Raw genomic sequence first — 18,538 nt, forward strand, 5'->3', positions numbered from 1 at the left:
GCGTCTCCTCACATTTGCTTCGACGCGGGCGGGTCGCGCCTGCACATTTCCGCCTGACACATTAATGACGTGCTTTGCCGCCGGGTTCCACCCTTTTGAGAAATTTTTTTGCGCATTTCGCAGAGGTAACAATCCTTAAGCCAAGGATTACAATAGCTTTGCGTGGGTACATCCATCTTTCGCCCTTGTTATCGGTGCTGCGTGGAAAGGGCTGATTAACCTTTATTTTCTATTGAATAGAGGTGCCCATCGGCCCTCATGTTCCCGAGTTTGCAGGTTCCCATGCGTCTATCCAGAACGAATCTTCCCCACGGTATCGACAATGCGAAGGCGGAGGATGCGCAGCAGCGTATCGAGCCGGTCAAGCGGATCTACGGTACGCCGGAGACGCTCGGCAGCGCTTTCCTGTCGGGCGCCGACACGGAGAATGCCGACGAGATGGCCGCCGGCGAGATCGAAGGACGCGCGCCGATCTGGCAGAGCAACTTCGTCATCGGCCCCAATGTCCGCTTCACCCGCACGCCGGACAGCGCCTATCCCAAGCGCAGCCCGAAATCGCCGCCCATGCTCGAAATGGTACAGATCAACGAGCATCCCCCAGCGTCGATCTCCGACATGACAGAGGCCACGGCCTCAATGGAACGACCCGAAATGACACAGACCTTCGACATGCCGGAAACCGACTTCGCGACGGCGCGCGGCGCCTTGGCGCTGGCACTGAAACTGCGCCGCGAATTCCCGCAGAGCGACGCCTGGCCGCAGCTGGCGCAGATCGAGGCGCCGCGGGATGTCCAGCCCACAGAGATTGTCGACGTGGTGTCTGTCGAACCCGAGACTGTGATCGAAGACGTTGCCGTCCCGGCAGAGGCGCCCGCGCCCGTAACGCTGGCTCCCCGCGCCTTCAGCTTCGCGATCAACGATGCGATCTTCTTCGAGACGCTGCTCTCGAACCCGGATTTCGATCCGTCCCTTTCTCTCATCCCCGCGCCCTCCATTCGGGAAACGGCATCGGTGAAGACCGAGGCCGAAACGATGGCAATACCGGTTGTGGCCGAAACGCCGGCTCCCGTGCCGCCGACGATCGCGTTTCGGACAAGCCCGGAATCCGTGACGGCGCTGTATCGGGTGATCGAGGTCGGCCCGGCCAAGGCCGTTGCCGTTTCCGGCATCGATGAGACCGCACCTGTCGAAACAGCTACCGAGGAGCCACAGGCCGCACCGGAACCGGTCGCCGAAGCGCCGGCCGCCCCCGAGGTTGCCGAGGAGGCGCCAGCCGCCTTCAAGCCGCGCATCCGCGCCGCTCAGGTTCTTGCCGGCCGGCTGACACCCTCGCTGCAGCTGAGCGCCGCTGCCCGCGCCATCGATCTCTCGGTCCTGCCGGAGATGGAAGGCTACCAGCTTCCGTCGGTCGAACTGCTGCAGGAGCCGGTGTTCCAGCAGACCACGTCCATGAGCCAGGAAGCGCTGGAACAGAGTGCGGGCCTGCTCGAAAGCGTGCTGGAAGATTTCGGCGTGCGCGGCGAGATCATCGACGTGCGGCCGGGCCCAGTCGTCACGCTCTATGAGTTCGAGCCGGCACCGGGGGTCAAATCCTCGCGCGTCATCGGCCTGTCCGACGATATCGCTCGCTCCATGTCGGCGCTGTCGGCCCGCGTCGCGGTCGTTCCCGGCCGCAACGTCATCGGCATCGAGCTGCCGAACCCGGTGCGCGAAACCGTCTATTTCCGCGAGATGATCGAGTCGCACAGCTACGAGGAAACGAAGTTCAAGCTGCCGCTCTGCCTCGGCAAGACCATCGGCGGCGAGCCGGTCGTGGCGGAACTCGCCAAGATGCCGCATCTGCTCGTCGCGGGAACGACGGGGTCCGGCAAGTCGGTGGCGATCAACACGATGATCCTGTCGCTCCTCTACCGCCTGAAGCCCGAGGAATGCCGCCTGATCATGGTCGATCCGAAGATGCTGGAACTGTCGATCTATGACGGCATCCCGCATCTCCTCACCCCCGTCGTCACCGACCCGAAGAAGGCCGTGATGGCGCTGAAATGGGCGGTGCGGGAGATGGAAGACCGCTATCGCAAGATGTCGCGGCTCGGCGTGCGCAATATCGACGGCTATAACGGCCGCGCGGCGATCGCCCGTGCCAAGGGCGAGACGGTGTTCACGACGGTCCAGACCGGGTTCGACCGGGGCTCCGGCGAGCCGGTGTTCGAGGAGCAGGAACTCGACCTCGCGCCGATGCCCTATATCGTCATCATCGTCGACGAGATGGCCGACCTGATGATGGTCGCCGGTAAGGAAATCGAAGGCGCGATCCAGCGGCTGGCCCAGATGGCACGTGCCGCCGGTATCCACCTGATCATGGCGACGCAGCGCCCCTCGGTCGATGTCATCACCGGCACGATCAAGGCGAACTTCCCCACCCGCATCTCCTTCCAGGTGACCTCGAAGATCGACAGCCGCACCATCCTCGGCGAACAGGGTGCCGAACATCTGCTCGGACAGGGCGACATGCTCCACATGGTCGGCGGCGGACGCATCGCCCGCGTCCATGGGCCCTTCGTTTCGGACGAAGAGGTCGAGAAGGTCGTCAACCATTTGAAGGCGCAGGGTCGTCCCGAGTATCTCGGCACCGTCACCGAGGACGCCGACGAGGTGGAGGAGGCGCCCGAGGAAGATACGGCTGTGTTCGACAAGTCTGGCATGGCCGAGGAAGACGGGCAGGACCTCTACGACAAGGCGGTCAAGGTGGTGCTGCGCGACAAGAAGTGCTCGACCTCCTACATCCAACGTCGCCTGCAGATCGGCTACAACCGTGCGGCCTCGCTGGTGGAGCGCATGGAACGCGAAGGTCTCGTCGGCGCGGCCAACCACGTCGGCAAGCGGTCGATCATCGCCGGCGGACGGGACACCATGGAGCCCATCGCCATCGAGCCTGCTATTCTTGAAAGCGAAGACTGAGGACATGCAGGACGCCCGGGGCGAGACATTCGCCCCGGGTTCCGCGATCCAGACGCTGTCCGGTCTTGCAAACCCCTTTGCGGCAGGCATTTGGAACCAAACCCGGGTTCGCGAATTATCCCGTGTTCTTAGGGGCGCGACGACGCGCGTGGGAGATATCGTAATGAAGAAAATTCTAGCTTCTGCCGGCATTGCGCTGGCGATCGCAGCTGGCGGCACGGCCGGTTTTGCAGGCATTGCCAATGCTCAAGGCGTGGAACTGCGCGTCGGGCCGGACGGCATCCGTCCTGTCATCCGCGAGCCGCGCCGCGAACGTGGTCGTGATCGTTGCGGCGAACGCGAAGCTCGCGCTGCCGCCCGCGACTCGGGTCTCCGCGACCCGGAAGTCGTCCGCGTGACCGACCGCCGTGTCGTCGTCGAAGGCATGACCCGTCGCGGTCCGCAGCGCATTACCTTCGCCAACCGGAACGGCTGCCCGGAAATCTGATCGCCTTTAAAGGCGACGACTAAAAAGGGCTCCCGCATCGCTGCGGGAGCCCTTTTTCATGTCTTGACGGTTTAGATCAGTCGAGCAGTTCGGCCGGAACCTTGCCGCCGTTTTCCGACAGCTTCTGGAGCAGCGCCTTGTGCAGGAACACGTTCATCTTGCCGGAGTCGTTCGCGTCGCCGGTATAATGAAGCTCCTGCGCCAGTTCCTTGCGTTCCGAAAGGCTAGCTTCCATGCCGAGCGCCTTCATCAGATCGACGATGGAGTGGCGCCAGTCGAGCTTCTGGCCGTTAGTGGCGACAGCCTTGTCGAGCATCGCGGCGACATCGACAGGACCGGACGAAGCGGTGGTGGCCGAGGGCGCCTGCGACGGGGCGGCCGTCGGCGTACCGGATGTCGTGTTTACCGCCGGACCTGTCGGGGCAACCGGTGTGGCCGACGGTGCCGTGGATGCAATAACCGGGCCGGTGCCCGTGGGGTTGATGGTCGTGCCGGTCGGCGAAGCCGGTGCGGCGGCCTTGTCGTGATGGCCGAAGATCGCGTCCTTGATCTTGTCGAAAATGCCCATGGGAACGTCCTCCTTTGGTGGGGGCGGCGCATCGCATGCGCGCCTGCCTGCACGCTTTAACTAAGCCGCAGGTTTCATTCTCCAAGGGCTCGCCCTGGAATGGCACTTGGTAAAAGGACAGAAGCGGATAGAGGCGCCCCGTGCCCGCTGGAGATTTTTCTTCAAATCATCGGCGTTTTGCTCTAAAGCGCGAGGCAATTCCGTTCCCCCCTGGAAAACGAAAGTCGCAAGGCCATGGACAAGTTCGTCAAGCTCACCGGCGTCGCCGCTCCCCTGCCCGTCGTCAATATCGACACGGACATGATCATTCCGAAGGATTACCTGAAGACGATCAAGCGCACCGGGCTCGGCACGGGCCTGTTTGCCGAAGCGCGCTACAACGAGGACGGCACGCCGAACGAGAGCTTCGTTCTGAACAAGCCCGCCTACCAGAACGCCAAGATTCTGGTCGCCGGTGACAATTTCGGTTGCGGCTCCTCGCGCGAACATGCGCCGTGGGCACTGCTCGACTTCGGCATCCGCTGTGTCATCTCGACCTCGTTTGCCGACATCTTCTACAACAACTGTTTCAAGAACGGCATCCTGCCGGTCGTCGTCAGCCCCGAGAATCTCGAGAAGCTGATGGACGATGCGAGCCGCGGCTCGAACGCCGTTCTGACGGTGGACCTCGAGAACCTCGAGATCACCGGCCCCGATGGCGGCAAGATCAGCTTCGAGCTAGACGCCTTCAAGCGTCACTGCATGCTGAACGGCCTCGACGATATCGGCCTGACGCTGGAGAAAGTTTCGGCCATCGACGGCTTCGAGAAGTCGAACGCCGTCGAGCGTCCCTGGGCCTGATGTCCGACGCCGAGGCACCGGACACCCGCCGTCTGATCTCGTCAGGCTCGCCGTTCGAAAGGACGGCGGGCTATTCGCGGGCGCTTGTCCAGGGCGACTGGTGCTTTGTCTCCGGCACCACCGGCTATGATTATGCGACCATGACCATGCCCGAGACGGTGGAAGAGCAGGCCCGCAATTGCCTGAAGACCATTGAAAGTGTCGTCCGCGAAGCCGGCTTCTCTTTGTCCGACGTCGTCCGCTGCCACTATTACATCACCGATGCCAGCTTCGCCGACCGGGTCTTCCCGATCCTCGGAGAAGCCTTCGGCGAGATCCGCCCGGCCGCCACCATGGTCGTCTGCGGCCTGATCCGCCCGGAGATGCTGATCGAGATCGAGGTCACGGCGCTTCGCCGCTGACCGCAACACCAATGCCCCGACGCAAAAACGCCCCGCTTTCGACGGGGCGTTTTCGTATTCGGTATCGTGATCCTTCCGGGATCAGGCGGCCGTTGCACGGCGGACGTCGTCGTCCGTCAGGATGCCCGAGGCCCGCAGCAGGGCTGCAAAGCGGCCGTTGGACTGGCTGAGCTCGTTGAAGCCGCCCATTTCGACGATCCGGCCACGGTCCATGAAGACCACCAGGTCGGCTTCGCGAACCGTCGAGAGACGGTGTGCGATGATGAAGGTCGTGCGGTCCTTTCGCAGGTTGTCGATAGCGTCCTTCACCCGGTTTTCGGTTTCCACGTCGAGCGCGGAGGTGGCTTCGTCCAGCACCAGGATCGGTGCATTCTTCAGGATGGCACGAGCGATCGCGATCCGCTGGCGCTCGCCGCCGGAAAGGCGGTTGCCCCGTTCGCCGACCCGTGTGTCGTAACCCGTGTCGCGGCTTTCGATGAAGTCCGAAGCAGCGGCGGCTTCAGCGGCCTTCACGACTTCTTCCAGCGTGGCATCCTCGCGGCCCAGACGGATATTGTCCGAGATGGAGCGATTGAGGAGGCCGGCGTCCTGGAAGACGGTGGCGATCGAGGCACGCAGCGACTTGCGGGTCACCTTGGCAACATCGACGCCGTCGATCAGGACCTTGCCGGAGGCCGGTTCGTTCACACGCTGCAGCATGTTGATCAGCGTGGTCTTGCCGGAGCCGGTGGGGCCAACGATGGCGATGGTCTGGCCGGCCTTCACCTTGATGTTGATGTCGTGCAGGCCATCCAAGGTGCCCGGGAAGTGATAGGTCAGGTCGCGGAACTCGACGTCGCCACGAACATGGTTCAGTTCACCGGCGTCGGCAGGCTCTTCACGGTCACGAACCGAGTCTTCGAGGTTGAAGAAGTCTTCCAGCTTGGCACGGGCTTCGAAGATCTGGTTGACGAAGTTCTTCATCTGGTCGAGACGGCCGATCAGAAGGTTCGCAAAGCCGATGAAAGCAACCACTTCGCCGACACCCAGTTCGCCGCGCTGGACGAGGATGGTGCCGATGACGAGGATCGTCATCATGGAGATCGTGGAAGCCATGCGGTTGAGGCCGCTGGCCAGCGCCCACCAGTCGAGAACCGGCAGCTGCACCGACATGAGCTTCTGCGTGAAAGCCTTCAGTTCGCGCGTTTCGGCTTCGATACGGTTGTAGCTGTGAACGACCGAGACGTTGCTGATGGCATCCGACACATGGCCGAACACGGTGTGGTAATGACCTTCGACAGCAGCCTGGCCGTCCTTGGTCTTCGCCATGACCAGCTTGCCGATGATGACGTAGAGCGTGCCGAGAACGACGAGGACGATCGACAGGCGCCAGTCCATCGCAAAGGCGGTGGGAACCAGCAGCGTCAGCGCGACGGCCGTCGAGAGATGCTCGCGCATGAATTCGAGCCAGAGGCCGAACAGCGTTTCGCAAGCCCGCAGCAGTGTATGCAGCGCATTGGACGTGCCGCGCTGGCTGTGCCAGGAAAGCGGCATGGAGATGATGCGGCTGAAGGCTTCCGTGATCAGCGTCGCACGGCGCTGATGCGCCAGGCGGTCGGCTTCACGGGCGACCAGCACGAATGCGATCGTGTTGAAGATGCCGAGCGTCGCCCACATGATCAGGGTCGACGTGACTTCCGTCTTGGAGGAGATCGCGTCGATGATGCGGCCGAACAGGATCGGCTCGGCGATCGTGATGCAGGCCAAAACGATGTTGGCGACCACGATTGCGGAAACGCGAAGCTTGTGAGCGGCGAGATACTGAAGTGCTCTCGCATAGACCTGGAACAATGACACTATCTTATCCCTCGTGGGAAAACTCGTTGTCGCGCCAGACCGGCCAACCGGCCCGGCTTGAAAACGAACCGGTGAGAAGACGTGCTTCTCCCTGTTCGATGAGTCCACTATCGCAATCGCAACATGAATGGTCGCTGAACGAGGCATTCATGTTGCAATGCAGCACCGCGGGCAGCCTCGAACGTCGTCTTCGCGCAAGCTGGCCTGGACAGGCGAAATAGCTGGGCTTTGCTTGGTCTGGACAGGCGCCAGACCGGCATCATGATTCTGACATTCTTGTGAAATCCGAAATTGAACTTCCTAAAATGAGCGGATAGAACTTATATCGCGGTGCAGCAGAACCGCACGTCAAGGTGTAGGAGGCCAGCTTGTCCATCAAAAAAATTCTCGTTGCCAATCGATCCGAAATCGCGATCCGCGTGTTTCGCGCCGCCGACGAGCTGGGCCTGAAAACCGTCGCGATCTGGGCCGAGGAGGACAAGCTCGCCTTGCACCGTTTCAAGGCCGACGAAAGCTACCAGATCGGGCGGGGGCCCCATCTGGAGCGCGACCTCGGACCGATCGAAAGCTATCTCTCGATCGACGAGATCCTGCGCGTGGCCAAGCTGTCGGGCGCGGATGCGATCCATCCGGGCTACGGCCTGCTGTCGGAAAGCCCGGAATTCGTGGATGCCTGCAAAGAAGCCGGCATCATCTTCATCGGCCCGACGGGCGACACGATGCGCCGTCTCGGCAACAAGGTCGCCGCGCGCAACCTCGCCATCGAGATCGGCGTTCCCGTGGTGCCCGCGACCGAGCCGCTGCCGGAGGACATGGCGCAAGTGGCGCGCATGGCCGAGGAGATCGGCTATCCCATCATGCTCAAGGCCTCCTGGGGCGGCGGCGGGCGCGGCATGCGCGCCATTCGCGACCCGAAGGATCTCGCCCGCGAGGTGACGGAAGCCAAGCGCGAGGCGAAGGCTGCCTTCGGCAAGGACGAAGTCTATCTGGAAAAGCTGGTGGAGCGGGCCCGCCACGTCGAAAGCCAGGTTCTGGGCGATACCCATGGTAATGTCGTGCATCTGTTCGAGCGCGACTGTTCGGTTCAGCGCCGCAACCAGAAGGTCGTGGAACGGGCTCCCGCCCCCTATCTGAACGAGGCACAGCGTCAGGAGCTGGCAGCCTATTCGGTCAAGATCGCCCAGGCGACGAATTACGTCGGTGCCGGCACGGTCGAGTACCTGATGGATATGGATACCGGCAAGTTCTACTTCATCGAGGTGAACCCGCGCATCCAGGTCGAGCACACCGTCACCGAAGTCGTCACCGGCATCGATATCGTGAAGGCGCAGATCCACATTCTCGATGGCCATGCCATCGGGACACCGGAATCCGGTGTCCCGAAGCAGGCGGACATCCGCCTCAACGGCAACGCGCTGCAGTGCCGCATCACCACGGAAGACCCCGAGCAGAACTTCATTCCCGACTATGGCCGCATCACCGGCTACCGTTCGGCAGCCGGCTTCGGCATCCGCCTCGATGGCGGCACGGCCTATACCGGCGCAGTCATCACCCGCTTCTACGATCCGCTGCTGGTGAAGGTCACCGTCTGGGCGCCGGGCGCTCCCGAGGCCATTACCCGCATGGAGCGCGCTCTGCGCGAATTCCGTATCCGCGGCGTGGCGACGAACCTCACCTTCCTCGAAGCCATCATCACGCACCCGAAATTCCGCGACAATTCCTACACGACGCGCTTCATCGACACGACGCCGGAGCTCTTCCAGCAGGTCAAGCGGCAGGACCGTGCGTCGAAGCTCCTCACCTATCTGGCAGACGTGACCGTCAACGGTCACCCCGAGGCCAAGGGACGGCCGCGCCCCTCCGCCGATATCGCCAAGCCCGTCGTGCCCTACGTCAAGGGCGACATCTTGCCCGGCACCAAGCAGAAGCTGGACGAACTCGGCCCGAAGAAATTCGCCGAATGGGTGCGCGCCGAAAAGCGCGTGCTGATGACCGACACCACCATGCGTGACGGCCACCAGTCGCTGCTGGCGACCCGCATGCGGACCTATGACATCGCGCGGATCACCGGCACCTATGCCAAGGCGCTGCCACAACTGTTCTCGCTGGAATGCTGGGGCGGCGCGACCTTCGACGTCTCCATGCGCTTCCTGACCGAGGATCCGTGGGATCGTCTCGCCCGCATCCGCGAAGACGCGCCGAACCTCTTGCTGCAGATGCTGCTGCGCGGCGCGAACGGCGTCGGTTACAAAAACTATCCCGACAATGTCGTAAAGTATTTCGTGCGCCAGGCAGCCCGCGAGGGGATCGACGTCTTCCGCGTGTTCGACTGCCTCAACTGGGTCGAAAACATGCGCGTTTCGATGGATGCCGTGAACGAGGAGAACCGCATCTGCGAGGCGGCGATCTGCTACACGGGCGACATCCTCAATTCCGCACGTCCGAAATACGACCTGAAATACTACACCGCGCTTGCAGGCGAACTGGAACGTGCCGGTGCGCACATGATCGCGCTGAAGGACATGGCGGGCCTCTTGAAGCCGGCGGCAGCCACCGTGCTGTTCAAGGCGCTGCGCGAGGCGACCGATCTGCCGATCCACTTCCACACGCACGACACGTCGGGCATCGCGGCTGCGACCGTGCTGGCCGCCGTGGATGCGGGCGTCGATGTGGTCGATGCGGCCATGGATTCGCTCTCCGGCAACACCTCCCAGCCCTGCCTCGGCTCGATCGTCGAGGCGCTGAAGGGCTCGGAGCGCGATCCGGGTCTCGATCCCGAATCCATCCGCCGTATCTCCTTCTACTGGGAAGCGGTTCGCCACCAGTATGCGGCCTTCGAAAGCGACCTCAAGGGGCCGGCATCCGAAGTCTATCTGCATGAAATGCCGGGTGGTCAGTTCACCAACCTCAAGGAACAGGCACGCTCGCTTGGCCTGGAGACCAAGTGGCACCGGGTCGCCCAGACCTATGCCGACGTCAACCAGATGTTCGGCGACATCGTGAAGGTCACGCCGTCCTCCAAGGTGGTGGGCGACATGGCGCTGATGATGGTGAGCCAGGATCTCTCCGTCGCCGACGTCGAAAACCCGGCCAAGGACGTGTCCTTCCCGGAATCGGTCGTCTCCATGCTGAAGGGCGATCTCGGCCAGCCTCCGGGCGGATGGCCGGAAGCGCTGCAGAAGAAGGCGCTGAAGGGCGAGGAAGCCTATACCGCCCGTCCGGGCTCGCTGCTTCCCGAAGCCGATCTGAATGCCGAGCGGCAGGAGGTCGAAACCAAGATCGGCCGCTCTGTCTCGGATGTCGAGTTCGCCTCCTATCTCATGTATCCCAAGGTCTTCACCGATTACGCGCTGGCCGTCGATACCTATGGCCCGGTCTCCGTGCTGCCGACGCACGCCTATTTCTACGGGCTGACGACAGGCGAGGAGCTTCTGCCGGAAATCGAGCGCGGCAAGGCGCTGGTCATCCAGCATCAGGCCAAGAGCGAGCCGGACGAGCAGGCCATGGTCAAGGTCTTCTTCGAGCTGAACGGCCAGGCCCGTATGATCAAGGTGCCCGACCGCAACCGCGCGGCGACCGCCGCCGTTCGTCGCAAGGCCGAAGCCGGCAACGTCTCCCATCTCGGTGCGCCCATGCCGGGCGTCGTCTCGACCGTCGCCATATCCGCCGGCCAGACCGTCAAGGCGGGTGACGTGCTTCTGTCGATCGAAGCCATGAAGATGGAAACGGCGCTGCACGCCGAGAAGGACGGGACGATCGCGGAGGTGCTGGTGAAGACCGGCGACCAGATCGACACCAAGGACCTGCTCGTCGTCTTCGGCTGAAACCGGCGATCCCGACGATGTGAGAAACACCGGCCGGCAACGGCCGGTGTTTTGCGTTCTGGGAGCTCGCACGCCGGTATCAGGCGCGGCGCGTTCTCTCTACAAAAACAGCGGCACGATCAGCGCCGTCACCAGCGCGTTCAGCGCCATGGCGATGCCGGCAAAGAGGCCGGCAACGGGATCGACCTGGAAGGCGCGGGCGGTGCCGATACCGTGCGAGGCAAGACCCGCCGCAAAGCCGCGGGCAGCATAGTCGGTGATCCGCATGCGGTTCATCAGACCGGTGACGATGACCGCACCGGTAATGCCGGTCAGGATCACGAAAACGGCGGTGAGGCCGGGATCGCCGCCGAGACCCTTCGATATCGCCATGGCAACGCCGGCCGTCGAGGACTTCGGCGCCATGGAGACGGTGAGCGCTTCCGGAAAGCCGAAGAGCGCGCCGAGCGCGAGAACGCTTAGGACCGCCGTGACGCTGCCGGCAGCGAGCGCTGCGAGCATGGGCAGGAGATTGGCGGCAACCAGCTTGATCTGCCGCACGAGTGGCACCGCCAGCGCCACCGTTGCCGGACCCAGCAGGAAATGGATGAACTGCGCGCCCTCGAAATAGGCGGGATAGGCGACCCCACCGAGCGTCAGGCCCGTGCCGATGACGACGACCGAGATCAGCACCGGATTGACCAGCGGGTGTCCGTTCGCCCTGCGCGCCGCTGCATTGGCAAGCAGCCAGACGACGAGCGTCGCCGTCAACCAGAATAGCGGCGTCGCGGAAAGGTAGACCCAGAGGCTGGACGGCAAGGCCGGCAGGGATTGCGCCTGATCGGTGGCAGCCTGTGCCGCGATCTGACCCAGGTTAGACATCTCGGTCATGGCTTGCGCCTCCACTGCTGTTCCAGATGCTTGGCCAGAGTGAACGCCCAGACGGTCACGACGAGCGTGACGACCGTGGAGACGAGGATGGCGACGAGAATCGGCAACCCCATGGATATCACGAGATCGAGGTGCTGGATAATGCCGACACCGGCCGGCACGAAGAGGATGCCGAGATTGGCGAGCAACCCGTCGGCCACCTTGCCGGTGGATTGCTCCATGGCGGCAGCAGCGGAAAAGCGTCGGGTCGCAAGCAGAAAGAGCGCGAGCAGCGCAAGTCCGATGACAGGTCCCGGAACATGGCCGCCGCTCGCATAGGAAAGAGTCTCCCCGACGAGCTGGAAGCCGAGCAGCCACGTGATGCCCTGAATCATGCTGGGTGTTTCCTGTCGATGTTGGAGATGCGTCCTGTGTCCAGAGATGCCTTGTGAACCCCTCTTTTACGGAGGGTCAAGCCCGGCAGATAGAAATCCCTTTGCACCTCGGCCAAAATTGTTTATGCACGTTCTTACCGATTCATGCATGATTGAGAATGAAGATGGCAAGTGACCTGCTGTCGCGCGAGAGACAGGATGCGATCCGGGCCGAACTCCGCCAGTCCGGCCGGGTGCTGGCCGGCGATCTCGCACGCGCGTTCAAGGTCTCGGAAGACACGATACGGCGTGACCTGCGCGAGATGGCGGCAGCGGGCCTCTGCGAACGCGTTTATGGCGGCGCGCTGGCATTGCCCGCCGAGCAGCCCTTCTCGGTGCGGACCGGCATTTCGCGCGGACGCAAGCAGATGCTGGCCGCAGCCGCCGTCTCCTGCCTCAAGGACGGGATGACGGTGTTCGTCGATGCCGGATCGACCAATCTCGCCATCGTCCAGGCGCTCCCGCCCGGGCTCTCCCTCACGCTTGCGACCAACATGCCGGCCATCGCCGTTGCAGCGCTGGAGCACGCCGGGATCGAGGTGATCACCATCGGCGGGCGGATCGACCGTCATGTGGGCGCGGCGATCGGCGCACAGGCGGAGCGGGACCTGGAGATGCTGCGGCCCGACCTCTGCATTCTCGGCGCCTGCGGCCTTGATGCGAGAGCAGGCCTGACGGGGCTCGTCTATGACGACGTCGCCTTCAAGAAGATCGCCGCCGCGCGCGCGGCGGCCGTGCTCGTCGCCTGCACCAGCGACAAACTGGAAGCGGTGCACCCTTTCGTGATCGCCAACCTGAGCGACCGGATGACGCTGATCCTCGAGGCGGACGCACCAGACGCCATCGCGACCGGGCTCAAGGATACAGGTGCGACAATCCTGCGGGCCGACCCGGTCGACGGCTGATCCGCACATACACAAAGACGACATGATCCGGTCGCAGAGGACCGGGAGGAGACAGATGATGGACCACCACACGACCACAGGAGCACCGGACGGGCCAGCGCACGCAGCAGCGGAGATGGCGCCACGGGGCTACATGCCGAAGATCAGGCTCGCCGTGTCGCTGCTGTTCCTGATGAACGGCTTCATGATGGGCAGCTGGGCGCTGAAAATTCCGGTGCTGAAGGATCGGCTCGGCATCAGCGAGGGCATGCTCGGCCTCTTGATCCTCACCTTCGGCATCGGCTCCCTGCTGATGATGCCGGTGGCGGGCGGGCTGATCTCACGGCTCGGCTCGCGGCAGATCTCGAACCTCATGGCCGCCTGCCTGGCGCCCATTCTGCTCCTGCTCAGCCTCGTGCCGGGCCTGCCCCTCACCTTCGTCGTCCTCTTCCTGCTCGGCGGCTTCATCGGCGCCATGGACGTGGCGATGAACGCCAATGCGGTGGCCGTGGAAAAACGCATGCGGCGGGCGATCATGTCGTCCTGCCACGCTTATTGGAGCCTCGGCGCGCTGTTCGGTGCAGCGCTCGGCGGCCCGGCGCTCGCCCATTTCGGCGAGGTCATGCATGCCGTGCTGGTCACGATCACCGGCCTTGCGATCCTCGCGGTCGCCTGGCCCATGGTGATGGCGGATCACCCGCATCCCGAGGCCGAAAAGGAAAAGCTGGCCTTGCCTCGCTCGGCCCTTCCCTGGCTGATCGGCATCGTCGCCCTGTTCTCGATGATCCCCGAAGGATCGGTCATCGACTGGAGCGCGCTCTACATGCGCAACGAACTCGGCGCTTCCGTCGCCTTGTCCGGATACGGTTTTGCTGCCTTCTCCGCCACCATGGCCATCATGCGCTTTGCCGGCGATCATGTCCGCGATCGCTTCGGCGCCGTGAGGACGCTGCGCGTCTGCACGCTGCTCGCTCTCCTCGGACTGGTGACGGCCGGGCTTGCACCCAGCCCAACCGTCGCGATCATCGGCTTTGCGGTCGCCGGCATCGGGATTTCCAACATGGTGCCGATCGCGTTTTCGGCGGCTGGCAACCTGCCGGGGCTTGCACCGGGCATCGGCCTTTCGGTCGTCACCTTCATGGGCTATTCCGGCATCCTGGTTGCCCCATCCCTCATCGGCTTCATCGCCGAACATGTCGGCTTCTCCCTCGTCTTCACCGCCATCCCCCTGCTCTTCCTCGTCGTCCTCCTGCTGTCGGGCCATGCGGTTCATGCGGATGCAGCAAAGAACGGATAAGATGAGAGCCTGATGCCAGGCGGCGGATAGGCGCCACGAATTCGCCGCCAAAACCTGCTGGAGCACAGGTGCTGCCGGGTGCGCCTTTTCGACCTGGAAGGCGCGGCGTCAGTTGACAGCGCGTCGATCCTCCTGCACCTCAGGGGCGCCGATCGACCGGGAATGCACGAGGCCCACCATGTCCATGTCCTTTGCCTTCGAACCTCAGCCGCGCCGCGAAACGGTTGCCGTGGATGTCGGAGGCGTGCTCGTCGGTGGCGGCGCGCCCGTCGTCGTGCAGTCGATGACCAACACCGATACGGCCGACGTGGATGCGACGGTGGCGCAGGTTGCAGCCCTCCACCGCGCCGGTTCCGAACTCGTGCGCATCACGGTCGATCGCGACGAAAGTGCGGCGGCAGTGCCGCGCATCCGCGAGCGGCTGGAGCGCCTCGGCCTCGACGTGCCCCTGATCGGCGACTTCCATTATATCGGCCACAAGCTGCTCGCGGATCACCCGGCCTGCGCGGAGGCGCTGGCCAAGTACCGGATCAACCCCGGCAATGTCGGCTTCAAGGAAAAAAAGGACCGGCAGTTCGGCGCGATCATCGAGCGGGCCATCCAGTACGACAAGCCCGTGCGCATCGGCGTGAACTGGGGCTCCCTCGACCAGGAACTCCTGACACGACTGATGAACGAGAACCAGGAAAAGGGCTTTCCGCTCACCGCGCAGCAGGTGATGCGCGAGACCATCGTCCAGTCGGCACTGATCTCGGCGGAGCTTGCCGAGGAGATCGGCTTGCCCCGCAGCCGCATCATCCTGTCGGCCAAGGTTTCCAACGTCCAGGATCTCATCCCGACCTACGCCATGCTCTCGGTTCGCACCAACCACGCGCTCCATCTCGGCCTGACGGAGGCCGGCATGGGCTCAAAGGGCATCGTCGCCTCCTCCGCTTCGCTGGGCATTCTCATGCAGCAGGGCATCGGCGACACCATCCGCATTTCGCTGACACCGGAGCCGGGCGGCGACCGCACCCGCGAGGTGCAGGTGGCGCAGGAGCTGCTGCAGGTCATGGGTTTCCGCCAATTCATCCCCGTCGTCGCCGCCTGTCCGGGCTGCGGGCGCACCACCTCCACGGTGTTTCAGGAACTGGCGCAGAAGATTGAGGACGATATCCGTCGCAACATGCCTGTCTGGCGCGAGAAATATCCGGGCGTCGAGGGCCTGAAGGTCGCCGTCATGGGCTGCATCGTCAACGGCCCCGGCGAAAGCAAGCACGCCGACATCGGCATCTCCCTCCCCGGAACCGGCGAACTCCCGGCCGCCCCCGTCTACATCGACGGCAAAAAAGCCCTCACAATCCGCGGCACCAACATCGCCGGCGATTTCGAAACCCTGGTCGGCGAGTACATCGAGAAACGCTTCGGCCACGGCCAGGCTGCGGCGGAGTAAGACGGCGCTGTCGATACAGCCCCGCATGGCGAAGATGGATGACAATCATCCTACTGCCGGACGATCTGGCGCGTGATTCGCATAACGACGACTGCTTCAGATCGTTGATTTCCATAGGAAATGTATGCTGATGGGTCAGCCCGAGATCCGTCTCCGGCAACCGACAAGAGCGGATGCGTACACGTGCCGAAGATCAGCAATAATTCGTGACTGAATCATCAGACAAATGGCGGAGAGGGTGGGATTTGAACCCACGATGCCCTTGCAGGCATGCCGCATTTCGAGTGCGGTGCATTCGACCACTCTGCCACCTCTCCGCGGGGTCAGAAGGCGCTTTGGAGCGCGAGGCGGTTCATAGCGGCAGTTCGGGGGGATGGCAAGAGGGGGAAAGGCTTCAATTTGAGGGATTTCAGGGGTTTTACCTTGACAGTTTTCTAAAGTTCACGTAACGGGCGCGTCTGAAGTGGTGCGAACTCCGTCATGGGGTTGCGGTGCTACGTCAGGCAGGATGTCCGAAAGGGTATTCGTTTCGTCGGCCGGGGAGAACCTTCCCTTGGCCATTCCGACTGATAAAAAGACGGCCGTTCTCTTCTCTCGAAGAGGCAGAGCCGGACCGAACAGACAAGGACAAGACATGTTCGCAGTCATCAAGACCGGCGGTAAGCAGTACCGCGTAGCCGCAAACGACGTCATCACCATCGAAAAACTGGATGGCGCCGAGGGCGACAAGATCGAATTCACCGAGATCCTGATGGTCGGCGTTGGCGCCGACGCCACGATCGGCCTTCCCTTCGTCGAAGGCGCTATCGTCAGCGCGGAAGTTGTCAGCCATGGTCGTGCCAAGAAGGTCATCGCCTTCAAGAAGCGCCGTCGCCAGAACTCCAAGCGCACGCGCGGCCATCGCCAGCACCAGACGACTGTCCGTATCCTGGACATCGCAGGCGCCAAGTAAGATCGATCGAAGGTTTAAAGGAGAAGACCCATGGCACACAAAAAAGCTGGCGGTTCGTCGCGTAACGGTCGCGATTCGGAATCCAAGCGCCTTGGCGTGAAGAAGTTCGGCGGCGAAGCCGTCATTCCAGGCAACATCATCCTGCGCCAGCGCGGGACGAAGTGGCATCCGGGCGCCAATGTCGGCCTCGGCAAGGACCACACCATTTTCTCGCTGACGACAGGCAACGTTGACTTCCGCACGAAGGCCAATGGCCGCGTGTACGTCTCGGTGATGCCGAAAGCAGAAGCAGCGGAATAAGCCGGTAGCGCTCTAAAACAGCCGGCGTCTCATCGACCCGGCTGGCCGTTTCAGGTTCAGACCACGACAAAGGGGAGATGGGGCAAGACCCAACTCCCCTTTTTCACGTCTGGAGGACGAGACATGCAGAGCGAATTGTTACGGGAAGACCGGCCGAGGTCTCCCGAAGAGCGGCTGAGGCCGCAACGGTCAAGGACCGATTGCCCGATATTATTGTCACCGAGGCTCGTGCTGCGCGCGCCCCATGAAGACGATATCGACGCCCTTGCCCATCTTGCCAACAACGCCAACATCGCCACCATGGTTTCGCGCATGCCGCATCCCTACACGGTGGCGGATGCCGCGGATTTCGTGCGACGTACGAATGCCGGCACGATTGGCAAGTGCGTCTACGCCATCACCAAAGCGGACACGGGCGCCTTTCTCGGGTGCTGCGGCGTCGAGCCGCATGAGGATGGACGTACGGCCGAACTCGGCTACTGGCTGGGCGAACCGCACTGGAACAAGGGCTATGCGACGGAAGCCGCCCAGGCCCTGATCGACATGGCGTTCCGCACGCGCGAGATCGCGCAGCTGGATGCCCGCTGCCGGGTGATGAACGTCGCCTCGCGGCGGGTCATCCAGAAGTGCGGCTTCCAGTATCAGGGCGGCGGCATGGTCGGCAGCCTTGCGCTCGGCGGCATGGTGCCGGTCGAGTGGTTCCGACTGGATCGCAAGACCTGGATCTCGCTCAGAAGCTGGGGAGGCGGACGATGACGCTCGACTTGGAAATGCCGGCACGGCGCAAGCCTGAGATGTCTGGCGCCAAGAGCCCGGATCGCAAGAGCCAAGCGTCCGGAAGCTTGCCGCCCTGCCCGGTCATCCGGACGCCGCGGCTGACCTTGCGGCCGCATCTCCTTTCCGATGCGGAGGCGGTCACCGCGTCGCTCACCGACTTCGGCGTCGCACGCATGCTCCTGCGCGTGCCGCAGCCCTATCATCTGGGCGACGCACGGGAGTGGCTGGAGACGGAAGCGAATGCCGGCACTGCATGGAACGCGGCCATTACCGAGACGGACGATGCGCATATCGGCGTGGTCTCGATCGAGAAGCTGCGGAACGGCTGGCACCTCGGCTATTGGCTGAACCGCCAGGCTTGGGGCCGCGGCATCATGAGCGAAGCCGCATGGGCCCTCGTCGCGGCGTTCTTCCGACAAAGGCCCGATAGCACCGTGCTATCCGGTGTCTTTGCCGACAACACGGCCTCGCTGAAGGTCCAGGCAAAGCTCGGCTTCGCGATCTCGGGCATTGCGGATGTCTATGTCCCGGCACGCGGTGCGACGGTGAACCGGATCGAGACGCGGCTGACGCGGGATGCCTTTGCGCCCGCCACAGAATGACATTGCGGGCGGCTCCGGCGTCAAAGCCGGGGCCGCCCGCATGAAGGATTTCTTTGACCTGTCCGGGCCGCGCCTATATCGATGGCGGCATTTCCGG

Annotated in this window: 16 protein-coding genes and 1 tRNA gene; 12 read left to right on the forward strand and 5 right to left on the reverse strand. The window is 63.2% G+C overall.

Features of this window, described 5'->3' with window-relative positions:
- Positions 1-282 precede the first annotated feature (282 nt).
- Together G8E10_RS10520 and G8E10_RS10525 are read left to right on the forward strand one after the other, a co-directional pair.
- Positions 283-2,958 carry a DNA translocase FtsK gene (locus G8E10_RS10520; protein WP_167128585.1) on the forward strand — a complete coding sequence of 892 codons (2,676 nt, stop codon included), beginning with the start codon at positions 283-285 and terminating at the stop codon, positions 2,956-2,958.
- Between the two features lie 163 nt (positions 2,959-3,121).
- Positions 3,122-3,445, forward strand: a complete 324-nt coding sequence (locus G8E10_RS10525; RefSeq protein WP_167128588.1) for a hypothetical protein — start codon at positions 3,122-3,124, stop codon at positions 3,443-3,445.
- A 76-nt stretch (positions 3,446-3,521) separates the two neighbouring features.
- On the opposite strand, the gene G8E10_RS10530 is transcribed toward G8E10_RS10525, so the two are convergent.
- Positions 3,522-4,013: a DUF3597 domain-containing protein gene (locus G8E10_RS10530; RefSeq protein ID WP_167128591.1), complete on the reverse strand. Its 492-nt coding sequence runs from the start codon at positions 4,011-4,013 to the stop codon at positions 3,522-3,524.
- A gap of 234 nt (positions 4,014-4,247) precedes the next feature.
- Between G8E10_RS10530 and leuD the strand changes: the two genes are divergently transcribed.
- Complete coding sequence (gene leuD / locus G8E10_RS10535; protein WP_110729804.1) at positions 4,248-4,853, forward strand: 3-isopropylmalate dehydratase small subunit; 606 nt, start codon at positions 4,248-4,250, stop codon at positions 4,851-4,853.
- Positions 4,853-5,254 (forward strand): RidA family protein, encoded by a 402-nt coding sequence (locus G8E10_RS10540; protein ID WP_167128594.1) that lies wholly within the window; start codon positions 4,853-4,855, stop codon positions 5,252-5,254. The genes leuD and G8E10_RS10540 overlap by 1 nt, the downstream gene beginning before the upstream one ends.
- A gap of 81 nt (positions 5,255-5,335) precedes the next feature.
- On the opposite strand, the gene G8E10_RS10545 is transcribed toward G8E10_RS10540, so the two are convergent.
- A complete protein-coding gene (locus G8E10_RS10545) occupies positions 5,336-7,090 on the reverse strand; it encodes a glucan ABC transporter ATP-binding protein/ permease (RefSeq protein WP_167128597.1) in 1,755 nt (584 codons plus the stop codon).
- Positions 7,091-7,458: 368 nt separating this feature from the next.
- Here G8E10_RS10545 and pyc point away from each other — a divergent pair, with 368 nt between their 5' ends.
- Positions 7,459-10,914, forward strand: coding sequence for a pyruvate carboxylase (gene pyc / locus G8E10_RS10550; RefSeq protein WP_167128600.1), 3,456 nt, complete (start codon positions 7,459-7,461; stop codon positions 10,912-10,914).
- 99 nt (positions 10,915-11,013) lie between these two features.
- On the opposite strand, the gene G8E10_RS10555 is transcribed toward pyc, so the two are convergent.
- Both G8E10_RS10555 and G8E10_RS10560 read right to left on the reverse strand, forming a co-directional pair.
- Positions 11,014-11,721, reverse strand: a complete 708-nt coding sequence (locus G8E10_RS10555) for an LrgB family protein (RefSeq protein ID WP_167128847.1) — start codon at positions 11,719-11,721, stop codon at positions 11,014-11,016.
- Between the two features lie 59 nt (positions 11,722-11,780).
- The gene (locus G8E10_RS10560; RefSeq protein ID WP_167128603.1) at positions 11,781-12,158 is read right to left on the reverse strand and encodes a CidA/LrgA family protein; all 378 of its coding nucleotides are present in this window, start codon (positions 12,156-12,158) and stop codon (positions 11,781-11,783) included.
- Between the two features lie 164 nt (positions 12,159-12,322).
- Between G8E10_RS10560 and G8E10_RS10565 the strand changes: the two genes are divergently transcribed.
- From G8E10_RS10565 to ispG, 3 genes are all read left to right on the forward strand, one after another.
- On the forward strand, positions 12,323-13,102 hold the full coding sequence (locus G8E10_RS10565) for a DeoR/GlpR family DNA-binding transcription regulator (RefSeq protein ID WP_281517504.1): 780 nt from the start codon (positions 12,323-12,325) through the stop codon (positions 13,100-13,102).
- 115 nt (positions 13,103-13,217) lie between these two features.
- Entirely contained in the window at positions 13,218-14,378 is a 1,161-nt protein-coding gene (locus tag G8E10_RS10570) for an MFS transporter (RefSeq protein ID WP_281517525.1), read from the forward strand.
- A 178-nt stretch (positions 14,379-14,556) separates the two neighbouring features.
- On the forward strand, positions 14,557-15,810 hold the full coding sequence (gene ispG, locus G8E10_RS10575) for a flavodoxin-dependent (E)-4-hydroxy-3-methylbut-2-enyl-diphosphate synthase (protein WP_110801090.1): 1,254 nt from the start codon (positions 14,557-14,559) through the stop codon (positions 15,808-15,810).
- Between the two features lie 227 nt (positions 15,811-16,037).
- Here ispG and G8E10_RS10580 read toward each other — a convergent pair.
- Positions 16,038-16,127, reverse strand: a tRNA-Ser gene (locus G8E10_RS10580).
- Between the two features lie 317 nt (positions 16,128-16,444).
- Here G8E10_RS10580 and rplU point away from each other — a divergent pair.
- From rplU to G8E10_RS10600, 4 genes are all read left to right on the forward strand, one after another.
- Entirely contained in the window at positions 16,445-16,762 is a 318-nt protein-coding gene (gene rplU / locus G8E10_RS10585; protein WP_092930972.1) for a 50S ribosomal protein L21, read from the forward strand.
- 30 nt (positions 16,763-16,792) lie between these two features.
- On the forward strand, positions 16,793-17,062 hold the full coding sequence (rpmA, locus tag G8E10_RS10590) for a 50S ribosomal protein L27 (RefSeq protein ID WP_062477551.1): 270 nt from the start codon (positions 16,793-16,795) through the stop codon (positions 17,060-17,062).
- Between the two features lie 123 nt (positions 17,063-17,185).
- The gene (locus G8E10_RS10595) at positions 17,186-17,818 is read left to right on the forward strand and encodes a GNAT family N-acetyltransferase (RefSeq protein ID WP_110730409.1); all 633 of its coding nucleotides are present in this window, start codon (positions 17,186-17,188) and stop codon (positions 17,816-17,818) included.
- A gap of 38 nt (positions 17,819-17,856) precedes the next feature.
- Positions 17,857-18,441: a GNAT family N-acetyltransferase gene (locus G8E10_RS10600; protein ID WP_167128853.1), complete on the forward strand. Its 585-nt coding sequence runs from the start codon at positions 17,857-17,859 to the stop codon at positions 18,439-18,441.
- Positions 18,442-18,538 lie beyond the last annotated feature (97 nt).

Source organism: Ferranicluibacter rubi (assembly GCF_011603255.1).
Classification (GTDB): Bacteria; Pseudomonadota; Alphaproteobacteria; order Rhizobiales; family Rhizobiaceae; genus Ferranicluibacter; species Ferranicluibacter rubi.

Excerpts from the sequence above, each read along its gene's own strand:
- G8E10_RS10520 (WP_167128585.1), top strand. The coding sequence starts at position 283 with ATGCGTCTATCCAGAACGAATCTTCCCCACGGTATCGACAATGCGAAG.
- G8E10_RS10525 (WP_167128588.1), top strand. The coding sequence starts at position 3,122 with ATGAAGAAAATTCTAGCTTCTGCCGGCATTGCGCTGGCGATCGCAGCT.
- G8E10_RS10530 (WP_167128591.1), bottom strand. The coding sequence starts at position 4,013 with ATGGGCATTTTCGACAAGATCAAGGACGCGATCTTCGGCCATCACGAC.
- leuD (WP_110729804.1), top strand. The coding sequence starts at position 4,248 with ATGGACAAGTTCGTCAAGCTCACCGGCGTCGCCGCTCCCCTGCCCGTC.
- G8E10_RS10540 (WP_167128594.1), top strand. The coding sequence starts at position 4,853 with ATGTCCGACGCCGAGGCACCGGACACCCGCCGTCTGATCTCGTCAGGC.
- G8E10_RS10560 (WP_167128603.1), bottom strand. The coding sequence starts at position 12,158 with ATGATTCAGGGCATCACGTGGCTGCTCGGCTTCCAGCTCGTCGGGGAG.
- G8E10_RS10565 (WP_281517504.1), top strand. The coding sequence starts at position 12,323 with ATGGCAAGTGACCTGCTGTCGCGCGAGAGACAGGATGCGATCCGGGCC.
- G8E10_RS10570 (WP_281517525.1), top strand. The coding sequence starts at position 13,218 with ATGGCGCCACGGGGCTACATGCCGAAGATCAGGCTCGCCGTGTCGCTG.
- ispG (WP_110801090.1), top strand. The coding sequence starts at position 14,557 with ATGTCCATGTCCTTTGCCTTCGAACCTCAGCCGCGCCGCGAAACGGTT.
- rplU (WP_092930972.1), top strand. The coding sequence starts at position 16,445 with ATGTTCGCAGTCATCAAGACCGGCGGTAAGCAGTACCGCGTAGCCGCA.
- rpmA (WP_062477551.1), top strand. The coding sequence starts at position 16,793 with ATGGCACACAAAAAAGCTGGCGGTTCGTCGCGTAACGGTCGCGATTCG.
- G8E10_RS10595 (WP_110730409.1), top strand. The coding sequence starts at position 17,186 with ATGCAGAGCGAATTGTTACGGGAAGACCGGCCGAGGTCTCCCGAAGAG.
- G8E10_RS10600 (WP_167128853.1), top strand. The coding sequence starts at position 17,857 with ATGTCTGGCGCCAAGAGCCCGGATCGCAAGAGCCAAGCGTCCGGAAGC.